Raw genomic sequence first — 12,878 nt, forward strand, 5'->3', positions numbered from 1 at the left:
CCGTCGGGCAGCGCCACACTAGGGCTCATGAAAAACGTCCCCGCAAGCTACCTCAAGCATCACTTCCTGATTGCCATGCCGCACATGGCCGATCCGAACTTTGCGCACACCTTGACCTACATCGTCGAGCACAACGCAAATGGCGCCATGGGCCTGGTGATCAACCGTCCACAGGGCCTGACGCTGGCGGACATTCTTGAGCAACTGCGCCCCGAAACCGAACCGCCATTGCGCTGCCAGCACATCCCGATTCATACCGGTGGCCCAGTGCAAACCGATCGCGGCTTTGTCCTGCACCCGAGCGGACCGCAGTTTCAGGCAACGGTCGAACTCGGCGGCCTCGCGCTGTCGACGTCTCAGGATGTGCTGTTCTCTATCGCTGACGGCTACGGCCCGGATCAACATGTGATCACCCTCGGGTATGCGGGCTGGGAAGCCGGGCAACTGGACGCCGAGCTGGCCGCCAACATCTGGCTGACCTGCCCGTTCGATCCGGCCATCCTGTTCGATATCCCGAGTGAGCATCGCCTCCACGCGGCGGCGGCCGGCCTGGGCGTCAATCTCAGCTTGCTGACCAGTCAGGCGGGCCACGCCTGATGGCTTTACGTCTTTTGCTGGGCTTCGATTACGGCACCAAACAGATCGGCGTTGCCGTTGGTCAGGTGATTACCGGCCAGGCCCGCGAGCTGTGCATCTTGAAAGCGCAGAACGGTATCCCGGACTGGGACAAGGTCGAAGCATTGATCCGAGAATGGAAGCCCGACGCCATTGTCGTCGGCCTGCCGCTAAACATGGACGGCACGCCGAGCGACATGAGTGCCCGTGCTGAAAAATTCTCGCGTCGACTCAACGGCCGCTACAACCTGCCGGTGTATACCCACGACGAGCGCCTGACCACCTTTGAAGCCAAGGGCGAGCGTCTGTCCCGTGGCGGGCAGAAAGGCAGCTATCGCGACAACCCGGTGGATGCCATTGCTGCCGCGCTGTTGTTACAGGGCTGGCTGGATGCCAACGGCGCCCTGTTTGACGCGTGATCGCTTTATCGATCTCTTTATTGAAAGAATAGACATCCAGTTTTCAGCCTGAGCAACCTGCGTGAAAGACGCTCAGGCCCCTGAAGGAGCAACCATGAGTCTGCCCAATCCCGCCGCACTGATCAGCCAGATGGCCATTGATCTGAAGGCCTATCTGAGCCAGCGCAACATCACTGAACCGCGTTATATCGGCATTCGCACGGGCGGCATCTGGGTCGCACAGGCGTTGCTTGAAGCGCTGGGCAGCCAGTCGCCGTTGGGCACACTGGACGTGTCCTTCTACCGCGACGATTTCAGCCAGAGCGGCCTGCACCCGCAAGTGCGTCCCTCGGCCCTGCCGTTCGAGATCGAAGGCCAGCACTTGGTACTGATCGATGACGTGCTGATGAGCGGCCGGACCATCCGCGCTGCGCTCAACGAACTGTTCGATTACGGCCGTCCGGCCAGCGTGACCCTGGTCTGCCTGCTCGATCTTAACGCCGGGGAACTGCCGATTAGCCCCGACGTGGTCGGCGCCACCCTGTCGCTGGCGCCCGATGAGCGGGTAAAATTGCTCGGCCCCGCGCCGCTCGCACTTGAATACCAGAACCTCTCTGCCGCCGCCCTCTAGCCCCTAATAAAGAGTCCTTGCGATGACGCCTATCGACGCCAAGCGCCCACTGCAGCTCAATCATCAGGGCCAGCTGCGCCACTTTCTCTCGCTCGACGGTTTGCCCCGCGAGTTACTCACCGAAATTCTCGACACCGCCGATTCCTTTCTGGAAGTCGGCGCCCGGGCGGTAAAGAAAGTCCCGCTGCTGCGCGGCAAGACGGTGTGCAACGTGTTCTTCGAGAACTCGACCCGCACCCGCACCACATTCGAACTGGCTGCCCAACGGCTGTCGGCCGACGTGATCACCCTGAATGTCTCGACCTCGTCCACCAGTAAGGGCGAAACGCTGTTCGACACCCTGCGCAACCTTGAAGCGATGGCCGCCGACATGTTCGTCGTGCGTCATGGCGACTCGGGCGCCGCGCACTTCATCGCCGAACATGTCTGCCCGGAGGTCGCGATCATCAACGGTGGCGACGGCCGCCATGCGCACCCGACTCAGGGCATGCTCGACATGCTCACCATTCGTCGGCACAAGGGTGGTTTCGAAAACCTCTCCGTGGCCATCGTTGGTGACATCCTGCACTCGCGGGTGGCGCGCTCGAACATGATTGCGCTCAAAGCCCTCGGCTGCCCGGACATCCGCGTAGTCGCGCCGAAAACCTTGTTGCCGGTGGGCGTCGAGCAGTACGGGGTCAAGGTCTACACCGACCTGGCTGCCGGCCTCAAAGACGTCGACGTGGTGATCATGCTGCGCCTGCAGCGCGAACGCATGCAGGGCGGTCTGTTGCCCAGCGAAGGTGAGTTCTACCGCCTGTTCGGCCTGACCACCGCTCGTCTGGCCGGCGCCAAACCGGACGTCATTGTCATGCACCCAGGCCCGATCAACCGCGGCGTGGAGATCGAGTCGGCAGTGGCCGACGGCGCCCATTCGGTAATCCTCAACCAGGTCACCTACGGCATCGCAATACGCATGGCTGTGCTGTCCATGGCCATGAGCGGGCAAACCGCACAACGTCAATTCGAGCAGGAGAACGCCCAGTGAAGCTCAGCATCCTCGGCGCTCGCGTCATCGACCCCACCAGCGGTCTGGACACCGTCATTGATCTGCACCTGGAAGCCGGCAAGATTATCGCCCTCGGCGAGGCGCCAGCAGGTTTCGTTGCCAGCCAGACGATTGAGGCCAAGGGCCTGGTCGCCGCACCCGGCCTGGTCGACCTCAACGTAGCCCTGCGCGAACCGGGCTACAGCCGTAAAGGCACAATCGCCAGTGAGACCCAAGCCGCAGCAGCCGGCGGCGTCACCAGCCTGTGCTGCCCGCCACGGACCAAACCGGTGCTCGACACCTCCGCCGTGGCCGAGCTGATCATCGACCGCGCCCGCGAAGCCGGCAATTGCAAAGTGTTCCCCATCGGCGCCTTCAGCAAGGGTCTGGAAGGTGAACAACTGGCCGAGCTGATTGCCTTGCGCGATGCGGGCTGCGTCGCCTTCGGCAATGGTCTGGACAGCTTTCGCAATACCCGGACGTTGTGCCGGGCACTGGAATACGCCGCGACATTCGACCTGACGGTGATTTTCCATTCTCAGGACCGCGATCTGGCTGAAGGGGGCCTGGCCCATGAAGGCCCTACTGCCAGCTTCCTCGGCTTGCCGGGCATCCCGGAAACCGCCGAAACCGTGGCCTTGGCTCGGGATCTGCTGCTGGTGGAACAAAGCGGCGTGCGCGCGCACTTCAGCCAATTGACCAGTGCACGCGGTGTGGAACTGATCGCTCAGGCGCAGGCCCGTGGGCTGCCGGTCACCGCCGACGTGGCGATGTATCAGCTTATCCTCATCGATGAAGCGCTGATCGACTTCTCCAGCCTGTACCACGTCCAGCCGCCGCTACGCACCCGCGCCGACCGCGATGGCCTGCGTGCAGCGGTTAAGTCCGGGGTGGTTCAAGCCATCTCCAGCCATCACCAACCCCATGAACGCGACGCCAAGCTGGCCCCGTTCGGGGCGACCGAGCCGGGCATCAGCAGCGTTGAGCTGCTATTGCCGCTGGCGATGACGTTGGTCGCAGACGGCCTGCTCGACCTGCCAACCCTGCTGGCACGCCTCAGCGCTGGCCCTGCGGCGGCCTTGCGCCTGCCTGCCGGTCAATTGCGTGTCGGTGCGCCAGCGGATCTGGTGCTGTTCGACCCGACGGCTTCTACTGTTGTTGGCGAGAAATGGCTGTCCAAAGGCGAAAACTGCCCGTTCCTTGGCCACTGCCTGCCAGGGGCCGTGCGGTACACCCTGGTGGATGGACGGATCAGCTACAGCAGCTGATTGGGTCTTGATCGCGGTGCGTCAGATGCACCGCTTAAACTGCTTCGCAGCGGGACACGTAGTCTTGCAACTATGCGTCCCGCTGCGAAGCAGTCATCAACTCACCCCGCTACCCAACGCTCCCTTCACCTGATCCAACAACCCCATCTTCGATTCGTCAGGCAACCGGTCGAGCAGATCCTTGACCTTCGCTAAAGCCTTCGCCGCCTCCGTGGCCTTGAGCAGTTTTTGCAGCTCGGGCGTGGTCGCGGTTTCTGCGCTGAGGGCTGGCGGTGTGGGCAAGGCTTTCGCCAGCTTCAGCATATCGCCGGGGTCTTTGCTGAACGCCCGAATGTTGTCGAGATTGTCCAGCATCGGCAGGGCGATGCCCGTGACAGAATCAAATGCGCTGACTTGCGGAAAGCCCACCTTGCCGCGAAACACGGGAATGCCCAGCGATGGAATCAGCAGACCCACCAGGTAACGCGGGTCGTGGCGCTTGATGCTCAAACCGACACTGGCCACCGCAATACCCACCCCGATCACTTGCCCGGCCCTCGCCACCGGCGACAGGGACTTGTTGGATTCGTTGTCGAAAAAGATGCAGCGGTAGCGGAAGTAATCACTGAACACTTCGCGCTCGCCCAAGCGAGTAGAGTTCATGAACCAGGCGCGGGAATCGTGGACCTGGTCGTCGAAAAAGTCGGTGAGCGTGCGAGCAGTATCCGTCAGGGGCTCGGCGGTTTTTAAGTCATACAGCGCCAGGTAAGCCTGGTTACCAGAGGTGCGCAGGTCACGGTATTCCTGGGCTTCATCCTGCTCGTTGGTCAGGTATATCAACCCCCCGAACAGCAGATGAGGAATGGTCGCCCAACTGATGGCGTCACCGGCCAACGCCAGCGACCAGTTGCTTGGGTCATAGTCACGACCGAATTCGATCATGGCCCTGTCCATCTGGCGCTGATCGAGCGTGGGCTCAAAGGCTTTATGGGTATTAAAGTCGATGGGTTGTGCCGCGCCGACGCGTTGTTCATAACCCTGTTTGAGCGCCCGATATTCCTGATGCGTTGCCAGCGTGCTGCCTGACAACTCCTTGAGCGGTTGGCCCTCATGGTTGGCCTTGTTCTCGGCGAGCTGTCGCTCATGCAGCGCTTTAAGGGCATCCCACTCTTCCTGGGTCATGTCCTTGCCTGTGACATGCTGGTAAGCGGAGGTTGTCCTGAAGTGAAAACTGCCATACCGATTGATCCGCCACCCCGTCAGCAGCGCCTGCTCACCGGCCAAGGCGCCTTCCAGCGGGCCGGTTTTGTGGTGGGCGAGCCAGGTGTTGAAGCGGAGGGTGAGGGTTTCGGAGATGTCGAAGGCTTCATGGACTTCTTCAGCCATTTCCAGCCATGGCTCGTCTTGTTTCTGTTCGTCACTGAGCGCATTGGGAGGCGCCTGCAACGGCGCACCCACGGCATAGGCCTCCGCATACATATGGTGCAGCGGAATTTGTGACATCACGTCCTGAGTGCCGCCCAGCGACTTGCCCTGATCGCCCGGCGAATACCCACCCCCGACATCGGAGTGCATGCCGGGGTACAGGTATTCGACCGTGTTAGTGCGGTAGGTCGAAGGGTCATCGGGGTCGTTCTTGCGCCGGATCGAGTCCACCGGGAAACAGGTGCGTTGCTCGTGGGCGGCGACCAGATGCACGCAGCGCTCCAGAAACGTCTCCGAGTCCGACAGGCGCATGGAGTCATCGGCCCACCCCATATGGCCCTCGGCGAACGGCATCGCGTAGGCCATGCCGGTGGAGGCCACGGTGTCGAACAGGCCCAGGAAGGCAATGCAGATCGGCAGGCCGGCAAACAGGTAACAGGTCTCACCCTCGATTTCGACCTGGGTCAGGCTCTCCAGCCAGGTAGCAAAGGCCCGGGCTTCGGCGGCGCCCCGGGAAAAGCCGTACACGTACAGGCGCAGGCCGATGATCCGCGGTTTGGTCTTGCGCGCATGCACGTAGTCGACCTTTTTTTGCAGCGCCAGCAACGGCGCGTGCAGGGCCTCTCGCCGACGGCTGTCACCACTCTTGAGCAACGTCGCGCCGAGCATCTCTTCAGTGAACGAGGTGCCCATTTTTTGCACCAGCTCGTAGGCTGCATCCACGGTTAGCGGGTCTTCGCCGCAGGCCCGACCCACAGCATCCAGCAGGCGCGTAATGCCCCAATTGATCCGGTTCTCACCGCCGACCGCGCCGATCAGCCCCAGATCTCGTGGTTCGAACTCACCGATTTCCTTGAACTCGGTGCCGACCCCTTGCATGTAATAACGATAGAAACCCATCTGGTTCGCCCGGCTCTGCTCTGTGCCCTGGTTGGCACCGACGCTGGCGTGGTAAAGCCGCGCGACGTTGCTGGTGCTCGGGGGTTGACCGAGTTTGTCCGAGGGTTCGTGGTTGTTGGTGCCGTCGAAACACAGGGTGATGTTCAGCACATTGATGCACGGCGCGCCGGAATAGGTTTCACCCGCCGCTTTGGCGGCCCGTTTAGCCGCATAGGCCGCCAGCAGCTTGGGCCGATACTGTGTGCGGTAGTTAAGCGCCACATCCTCGGACGTGCGTGGCAGCAGCCCCTCTTTTGGGAACGGCGGGGTCGGCGTTAAAGGCGCCGGGGCCGGGCGTTGAGAGCCTGAATTCAAGGTAATGGACATTTGGCAGGAACTTCCATCTTGAGAGGATAGTTGTAGGGGTGATTGGGGCGACCGTGGTAGCTGGGACTGGCGGCGACCTTGACTTGATCGCAAGGCAGAAAGTGCACATTGACCAGCCCGAGTTGCTCATACGGTGCCACCTCCACGACGGCGCGATGGCGGGTGTATTTGGATCGGTGTTCTTTCATTCGTGCACGCCACGCATCAGAAAACGGGGGGACACCCCAATACCGTGACGCACCGACATTCGGATCCTTCTCCCACTCCACCACCACGGTCAGGCCGGGGTGCCACTTGCGGGGCAGGCTCACGCAGCAGTTCTGGCTGCCGCCCCCGCCGTAAGGCCCGATGTTCGGCCCGCCGTTGCCGTTGACCATGAAGTAGTTGATCGCCGCCGAGGTGTGGCTGTACCCCTCGATGGGCGCGCCGAGCCGGTCGGGCAATGATTGGCTGCACGCTTGCAGCGCAAGGCAGGCGAGCGCAGCCGCCACCCAAAGCGCTGGCCTTCGGCGTGGGGTGCCAGGTTTTAGGGTGCGGGACATACGGCAGGCTCTTCCATTTTCATAGGATAGTTGTAGGGATGATTGGGGCGACCGTGGTAGCTAGGACTGGCGGCGACCTTGACTTGATCGCAAGGCAGAAAATGCACATTGACCAGGCCAAGTTGCTCATACGGCGCCACCTCCACGACGGCGCGATGGCGGGTGTTTTTAGACTCGTGTTCCTGCATTCGCTTGTTCCAAGCATCGCTGAACGGGCGCTCAGGCCATTTGCCGTAGGCGTGCGGCGTCGGATCCTTCTCCCACTCCACCACCACGGTCAGGCCGGGGTGCCACTGGCGGGGCAGGCTCACGCAGCAGTTCTGGCTACCGCCCCCGCCGTAAGGGCCGATGTTCGGACCGCCGTTGCCGTTGACCATGAAGTAATTGATCGCCGCCGAGGTGTGGCTGTACCCCTCGATGGGCGCGCCGAGTCGGTCGGGCAATGATTGGCTGCAGGCTTGCAGCGCAAGGCAGGTCAGCAGGCAAAGCGCGAGCGGGCGCCTCATGCCCAACCACCGGTCTGCGGCAGGTCTTCGGGTAGGTGTCGGGCCAGCCACTCGATCATAAATGCCCGGTGCTCCTCGCCCTCAAGGTGGAGGTCACTGGCGGCGAGGTGCCCCAAATAAAGCAGGGAGACTCGTTGTTCCTTGCCGACCCGGTAGTTTCGTTTCGACAGACCGTGGGTTTTCTCCCATTGCTCGGCATCACTCCACATGCACACGGACTCGACCTGAAACGCGTCCATCATCAAGGCCGTACTGGGGCGGGTAAATTCGTGAAAGGGGAGGTTATAGCCACCGATGATCTGCGCTTTGTGATCGCGATCGGTCCAGTGCCAACTGATGACGGGGGCATGGAAGTCGCGAGCCGCGTCTTCGATAAACACGCCACTGATGTGCTTGAACAACCGGTTGTCGTAGTAACGCAGGATGCCGCTCTTGGCGCCTTTGTCCCAATGCGCCTGGGTGTAATAACGCAGGTGCTCACTCAACGCGTCGAACGGCCAGGGGCTTAACAGCGACAGCACGCGGGACTCGCGTTCGAACGCCCTGACAAACGTCCCCAGCCAGTTCACCTGGGCCGCATGTGCCCAGAACACACGAACATGCACAGGGCCTTGTGCGGCCAGTGCGTGTTCCGGCGTGCCCTCAAGCAGCGGTGTGTGCAAGGGCGGCGGGTCGAGTTCGGCCAGCCGTTGCAGCAAGGGGTAATCCAGCAACGTGGCGTTGATGATCATGTCGAGGTGGTCGAGGCTTGCTGCGTCTGCGTGTTGTTTCAGGTCGCGCAGACACGCGGGGATTTCAAAGCCCATGGCGGGCTGATGAGTCAGTTTCGGCATTCCGCTGCCCTGCCTTTTGTAAGGAAAGTTGTCCAAGGCATAGTCAGCGAAAGGTTTTTTATCGTCTGTAGGCCAAATCAGTCCCGTGTTGCAGGAAAGGTCTGAAAGGTTGGCCCGCAAAAAAACCGCCGTTCGTGAGAAAGGCGGTTAGGGGGTATCAGGGGGGTATTTGAAGGAAATGGAAATAACAAATGTGTGCGGGCATTCGATAGCGATACCACGTTGCACGAGTAAGGCGCGGTCGTTCCACGGACGGTAGAAAATCTCTATCAGTTACAGCTAGCTTGATGGGAGCATTACTGGCTTTACCCCCGCCGCGCATTCTTGACAGAAATCTGGTCGTTCAGGGTCCAGAAGTCATACAACACGCCCAGCAGAAAAAATCCGCCGGTGAATAGATAGATGATCCCGGTGATCCATTTGCCTTGATACATCCGGTGCACGCCGAACACGCCAAGAAATGTCAGCAGGATCCAGGCGATGCTGTAATCAATGGAACCTGCGTTGAAGCGCAAATCTGCCTCGCGATCCATGCTCGGGATCAAAAACAGGTCGATCAGCCAACCGATACCCAGCAGACCCAACGTAAAAAACCAGATCGTACCGGTCACTGGCTTGCCGTAATAAAAGCGATGCGATCCGGTAAAACCGACAATCCATAGCAGGTAGCCGAGAATTTTGCTGTGGGTGTCCTGAGGTTGGACGTCCTGACGATAGCTGTTCATTCACTGCCTCTTTTAAGCTGATAGAAAAAAATATCCGTAAATTTTGTGACTTTAATGTGGCGCTCCGACGTATGGCAAAAACCTTAAAAGCCTGGCGCAAGCCCTTGTAATTAAGGGCTTTGCCAAAATCCATGTGACACATTACCGCAATAATGGGCACATTCGTTCCGCATTTGTTTCGACCAGCGGGGTCAGAACGACGCAAAAAGCTGTTATAAAGTTGCGCGCTGACCAATAAGAGCCCTGCCTAATGCGTCCAATTTTCAAGACATGGCTAACTATTTGCCTACTTATGCCGCTGGCCGCCCACGCCACCAACCGTGAGCAACAGTTACCGCCAAGCTTCAATGGTTTCACCGCAAAATCCCATTCTTCACCAACACCCGCTTTCACCGCAGCCACCGCCTCCATCGAGCCAACAGCTCCAACCCGGACAAGTCACCGTCCCGCTCACGAAAAATCCCTGAGCAAAACCGCAGCCAAAACCAAGAACAAAGGCAAAACCGGCACCGTCGCACAAATGCCGGTCAAGCAGAGCAGCGCCGTATTGAGCCGTGCAGTTAATGTGCTGGGTACTCCTTATCGTTGGGGCGGTAGCAGCCCAAGTAAAGGGTTCGATTGCAGCGGACTGGTCAAATATGCCTTCCGCGACGTGAACGAAGCCGATTTACCGCGCACCTCGAATGCCATGGCCGCAGGTCACGGGCAGAAAGTTGAACGCAAGGATCTGAAGCCGGGCGATTTGCTGTTCTTCACGATAAAGAGCAGCAAGGTCAATCATGTTGCCATTTACCTGGGCAATGACCGCTTCATCCATGCCCCTCGTCGCGGCAAAGCAGTGTCGATCGATACGCTGAAGAAGCCTTATTGGGACGACCATTACGTGCTCGCCAAGCGGGTCCTGCCAAAGAACGATCCCGTCCTGCGCATCTCTCAGCGTTGACGGTATAGCCTGCGTTCGCGCAGGCAATGCGCCGGAGTGTCCTTCGGCGCATCCTTCCCTCCCCCCCGCAAATAGCCCGCGCTTAGAAGTTGTCTGGTGTCTTGGCCTTCTCCCTAGCACCTTCGCGGGTGATCAGGCCTCTGGTCACCAACTCTTTCAAGCTCATGTCCAGCGTCTGCATGCCCAACGAACCTCCCGTCTGGATCGATGAGTACATCTGCGCGACCTTGTCCTCGCGAATAAGGTTACGGATCGCCGGTGTACCAATCATGATTTCGTGTGCGGCGACCCGCCCGCCACCGACTTTCTTGACCAGCGTTTGCGAGATAACGGCCTGCAACGACTCGGACAGCATCGAGCGCACCATCGATTTCTCTTGCGCCGGGAACACATCGACAACCCGGTCGATGGTTTTCGCCGCCGACGTGGTGTGCAGCGTGCCGAACACCAAATGTCCGGTTTCCGCAGCGGTCAGCGCCAGGCGGATGGTTTCAAGGTCACGCATTTCACCCACCAGAATGATGTCCGGGTCTTCCCGCAAGGCCGAACGCAAGGCCTCAGAGAAGCCCAACGTGTCTCGATGGACTTCGCGCTGGTTGACCAGGCACTTCTTCGACTCGTGGACGAACTCGATCGGGTCTTCAATCGTCAGAATGTGGTGATGCTTGTTACTGTTCAGGTAATCGATCATCGCCGCCAGGGTGGTGGACTTCCCTGAACCGGTCGGGCCGGTAACCAATACCAGCCCGCGCGGCACGTCGGTAATCTTGCGAAACACTTCTCCCATGCCGAGATCGTCCATGGTCAGGACTTTCGACGGAATAGTCCGAAACACCGCACCGGCACCCCGATTCTGGTTGAAAGCGTTCACCCGGAACCGCGCAATACCAGGCACCTCGAAGGAAAAGTCAGTCTCCAAAAACTCCTCGAAGTCCTTGCGCTGCTTGTCGTTCATGATGTCGTAGATCAGTTCCTGAACCTGTTTGTGGTCCAGCGCCGGCAGGTTGATCCGCCGTACATCGCCATCGACTCGAATCATCGGTGGCAGCCCGGCGGAGAGATGCAAGTCCGACGCGCCCTGCTTGGCACTGAAGGCCAGCAGCTCGGTAATATCCATAGGGCTCCCCAATCACATAGAATGCCGCAGACCTTAGCCCTGCTGGCGCAAATCAATGTCCACGATAGCAGACAACGTTTCCCAAGTTGATGAGCGAATTCGCGCAGCAGCCCTTGCGGCGCAACGCGACCCATCGACCATCCACTTGCTGGCCGTAAGCAAGACCAAACCTGCCGCTGCTTTGCGCGAGGCGTTTGCCGCCGGACTGCGTGACTTCGGCGAAAACTACTTGCAGGAAGCCTTGAGCAAACAGCTTGAATTAGCTGACCTGCCCTTGTGTTGGCATTTCATCGGCCCCATTCAGTCAAACAAGACTCGCGCTATCGCCGAGCACTTTGCCTGGGTGCACTCTGTGGATCGCTTGAAAATCGCTCAACGCCTGTCCGAGCAACGCCCCGCAGAGCTCCCGCCGCTCAACATCTGCATTCAGGTCAACGTCAGTGGCGAAGCGAGCAAGTCTGGTTGCACGCCGGCCGACCTGCCCGCCTTGGCCGCCGCGATCAGCGCATTGCCGCGCTTGAAGTTGCGCGGGCTGATGGCGATTCCCGAACCCACCGATGACAGCGCGGAACAAAACGCTGCTTTTGCGACGGTACGCCGCCTGCAAGACAGCCTGAACCTGCCGCTGGACACACTGTCCATGGGCATGAGCCACGACCTGGAAGCCGCCATTGCACAAGGCGCAACCTGGGTTCGAATCGGAACGGCTCTTTTTGGTGCCCGCGATTACGGCCAGCCATAAATCCATTTTGCTAACAGGAACTCAGTCATGAGCAACACTCGTATTGCCTTTATCGGTGCCGGAAACATGGCCACCAGCCTGATCGGCGGGTTGCGCGCCCAAGGCGTGGACGCGGCACTGATTCGTGCCAGCGATCCCGGCGCCGAGCAACGCGCCAAAGTCGCCGCCGAGCATGGCATTGAGCTGTTCGCCGATAACGCCCAGGCCATCGAAGGCGCGGACGTCGTGCTGATCGCGGTAAAACCACAAATGATGAAGGCCGTGTGCGAAGCATTGCGCCCAAGCCTCAAGCCCGGCCAACTGGTCGTGTCCATCGCCGCCGGTATCACCTGCGCCAGCATGAACAAGTGGCTGGGTGAACACCCGATCGTGCGCTGCATGCCCAATACTCCGGCACTCCTGCGCCAGGGCGTGAGCGGCCTGTACGCCACCGCCAGTGTTTCCAGCGAACAACGCGAGCAGGCCGGGCAACTCCTGTCGGCCGTCGGCATTGTGCTGTGGCTGGACGATGAAAAGCAGCTGGACGCTGTCACCGCAGTGTCCGGCAGTGGTCCGGCGTATTTTTTCCTGTTGATCGAAGCCATGACCGCCGCAGGCGAAAAACTCGGCCTGCCGCGCGAGACCGCTGCTCAACTAACCCTGCAGACCGCCTTGGGCGCGGCACTGATGGCCACTGGCAGCGATGTTGATGCCGCTGAGCTGCGCCGCCGTGTAACCTCCCCTGCGGGTACCACGGAAGCGGCTATCAAATCTTTCCAGGCTGGCGGCTTTGAAGCCCTGGTCGAAACAGCACTCACTGCTGCCGCGCATCGTTCGGCAGAAATGGCCGAACAGCTGGGCCAGTAACTTTTTAGGCCATTG

Annotated in this window: 14 protein-coding genes; 8 read left to right on the forward strand and 6 right to left on the reverse strand. The window is 60.1% G+C overall.

Annotated features, from left to right (window positions below; genetic code table 11):
- Window positions 1-27 precede the first annotated feature (27 nt).
- The 5 genes from RHM55_RS13345 to RHM55_RS13365 all read left to right on the forward strand — a co-directional run bounded on the left by RHM55_RS13345 (window position 28) and on the right by RHM55_RS13365 (window position 3,939).
- Window positions 28-597 carry a YqgE/AlgH family protein gene (locus tag RHM55_RS13345; protein ID WP_322176865.1) on the forward strand — a complete coding sequence of 190 codons (570 nt, stop codon included), beginning with the start codon at window positions 28-30 and terminating at the stop codon, window positions 595-597.
- On the forward strand, window positions 597-1,034 hold the full coding sequence (gene ruvX / locus RHM55_RS13350; protein ID WP_219063978.1) for a Holliday junction resolvase RuvX: 438 nt from the start codon (window positions 597-599) through the stop codon (window positions 1,032-1,034). Before RHM55_RS13345 ends, ruvX begins: the two co-directional genes overlap by 1 nt.
- A 94-nt stretch (window positions 1,035-1,128) precedes the next feature.
- Entirely contained in the window at window positions 1,129-1,644 is a 516-nt protein-coding gene (gene pyrR / locus RHM55_RS13355; protein WP_322176866.1) for a bifunctional pyr operon transcriptional regulator/uracil phosphoribosyltransferase PyrR, read from the forward strand.
- A gap of 22 nt (window positions 1,645-1,666) precedes the next feature.
- Window positions 1,667-2,671, forward strand: a complete 1,005-nt coding sequence (locus RHM55_RS13360; RefSeq protein ID WP_219063976.1) for an aspartate carbamoyltransferase catalytic subunit — start codon at window positions 1,667-1,669, stop codon at window positions 2,669-2,671.
- A complete protein-coding gene (locus tag RHM55_RS13365) occupies window positions 2,668-3,939 on the forward strand; it encodes a dihydroorotase (protein WP_322176867.1) in 1,272 nt (423 codons plus the stop codon). Before RHM55_RS13360 ends, RHM55_RS13365 begins: the two co-directional genes overlap by 4 nt.
- Before the next feature lie 96 nt (window positions 3,940-4,035).
- Here the strand turns inward: RHM55_RS13365 and RHM55_RS13370 are convergent, their stop codons facing one another.
- From RHM55_RS13370 to RHM55_RS13390, 5 genes are all read right to left on the reverse strand, one after another.
- Window positions 4,036-6,609 (reverse strand): DUF2235 domain-containing protein, encoded by a 2,574-nt coding sequence (locus tag RHM55_RS13370; RefSeq protein ID WP_322176868.1) that lies wholly within the window; start codon window positions 6,607-6,609, stop codon window positions 4,036-4,038.
- Window positions 6,594-7,151, reverse strand: a complete 558-nt coding sequence (locus tag RHM55_RS13375; RefSeq protein ID WP_322176869.1) for a DUF3304 domain-containing protein — start codon at window positions 7,149-7,151, stop codon at window positions 6,594-6,596. Before RHM55_RS13375 ends, RHM55_RS13370 begins: the two co-directional genes overlap by 16 nt.
- The gene (locus RHM55_RS13380) at window positions 7,136-7,657 is read right to left on the reverse strand and encodes a DUF3304 domain-containing protein (protein ID WP_322176870.1); all 522 of its coding nucleotides are present in this window, start codon (window positions 7,655-7,657) and stop codon (window positions 7,136-7,138) included. Before RHM55_RS13380 ends, RHM55_RS13375 begins: the two co-directional genes overlap by 16 nt.
- A complete protein-coding gene (locus RHM55_RS13385) occupies window positions 7,654-8,490 on the reverse strand; it encodes a DUF4123 domain-containing protein (protein ID WP_322176871.1) in 837 nt (278 codons plus the stop codon). Before RHM55_RS13385 ends, RHM55_RS13380 begins: the two co-directional genes overlap by 4 nt.
- A gap of 305 nt (window positions 8,491-8,795) precedes the next feature.
- Window positions 8,796-9,215: a TM2 domain-containing protein gene (locus tag RHM55_RS13390; protein ID WP_322176872.1), complete on the reverse strand. Its 420-nt coding sequence runs from the start codon at window positions 9,213-9,215 to the stop codon at window positions 8,796-8,798.
- Between the two features lie 250 nt (window positions 9,216-9,465).
- Between RHM55_RS13390 and RHM55_RS13395 the strand changes: the two genes are divergently transcribed.
- A complete protein-coding gene (locus RHM55_RS13395; RefSeq protein ID WP_322176873.1) occupies window positions 9,466-10,158 on the forward strand; it encodes a C40 family peptidase in 693 nt (230 codons plus the stop codon).
- Between the two features lie 82 nt (window positions 10,159-10,240).
- On the opposite strand, the gene RHM55_RS13400 is transcribed toward RHM55_RS13395, so the two are convergent.
- Entirely contained in the window at window positions 10,241-11,275 is a 1,035-nt protein-coding gene (locus RHM55_RS13400) for a type IV pilus twitching motility protein PilT (RefSeq protein ID WP_322176874.1), read from the reverse strand.
- A 55-nt stretch (window positions 11,276-11,330) separates the two neighbouring features.
- Here RHM55_RS13400 and RHM55_RS13405 point away from each other — a divergent pair, with 55 nt between their 5' ends.
- Both RHM55_RS13405 and proC read left to right on the forward strand, forming a co-directional pair.
- Window positions 11,331-12,017 carry a YggS family pyridoxal phosphate-dependent enzyme gene (locus tag RHM55_RS13405; protein WP_322176875.1) on the forward strand — a complete coding sequence of 229 codons (687 nt, stop codon included), beginning with the start codon at window positions 11,331-11,333 and terminating at the stop codon, window positions 12,015-12,017.
- A gap of 27 nt (window positions 12,018-12,044) precedes the next feature.
- The gene (proC, locus tag RHM55_RS13410) at window positions 12,045-12,863 is read left to right on the forward strand and encodes a pyrroline-5-carboxylate reductase (protein ID WP_322176876.1); all 819 of its coding nucleotides are present in this window, start codon (window positions 12,045-12,047) and stop codon (window positions 12,861-12,863) included.
- The last annotated feature ends 15 nt before the right edge of the window (window positions 12,864-12,878 follow it).

This window comes from Pseudomonas sp. MH9.2, assembly GCF_034353875.1.
Lineage (GTDB): Bacteria > Pseudomonadota > Gammaproteobacteria > Pseudomonadales > Pseudomonadaceae > Aquipseudomonas.

Bases quoted from the DNA above. Each gene is read 5' to 3' on its own strand.
- RHM55_RS13405 (WP_322176875.1), top strand. From the start codon at position 11,331: ATGTCCACGATAGCAGACAACGTTTCCCAAGTTGATGAGCGAATTCGC.
- pyrR (WP_322176866.1), top strand. From the start codon at position 1,129: ATGAGTCTGCCCAATCCCGCCGCACTGATCAGCCAGATGGCCATTGAT.
- RHM55_RS13345 (WP_322176865.1), top strand. From the start codon at position 28: ATGAAAAACGTCCCCGCAAGCTACCTCAAGCATCACTTCCTGATTGCC.
- RHM55_RS13400 (WP_322176874.1), bottom strand. From the start codon at position 11,275: ATGGATATTACCGAGCTGCTGGCCTTCAGTGCCAAGCAGGGCGCGTCG.
- RHM55_RS13395 (WP_322176873.1), top strand. From the start codon at position 9,466: ATGCGTCCAATTTTCAAGACATGGCTAACTATTTGCCTACTTATGCCG.
- RHM55_RS13360 (WP_219063976.1), top strand. From the start codon at position 1,667: ATGACGCCTATCGACGCCAAGCGCCCACTGCAGCTCAATCATCAGGGC.
- RHM55_RS13370 (WP_322176868.1), bottom strand. From the start codon at position 6,609: ATGTCCATTACCTTGAATTCAGGCTCTCAACGCCCGGCCCCGGCGCCT.
- RHM55_RS13375 (WP_322176869.1), bottom strand. From the start codon at position 7,151: ATGTCCCGCACCCTAAAACCTGGCACCCCACGCCGAAGGCCAGCGCTT.
- RHM55_RS13380 (WP_322176870.1), bottom strand. From the start codon at position 7,657: ATGAGGCGCCCGCTCGCGCTTTGCCTGCTGACCTGCCTTGCGCTGCAA.
- RHM55_RS13385 (WP_322176871.1), bottom strand. From the start codon at position 8,490: ATGCCGAAACTGACTCATCAGCCCGCCATGGGCTTTGAAATCCCCGCG.
- ruvX (WP_219063978.1), top strand. From the start codon at position 597: ATGGCTTTACGTCTTTTGCTGGGCTTCGATTACGGCACCAAACAGATC.
- proC (WP_322176876.1), top strand. From the start codon at position 12,045: ATGAGCAACACTCGTATTGCCTTTATCGGTGCCGGAAACATGGCCACC.
- RHM55_RS13390 (WP_322176872.1), bottom strand. From the start codon at position 9,215: ATGAACAGCTATCGTCAGGACGTCCAACCTCAGGACACCCACAGCAAA.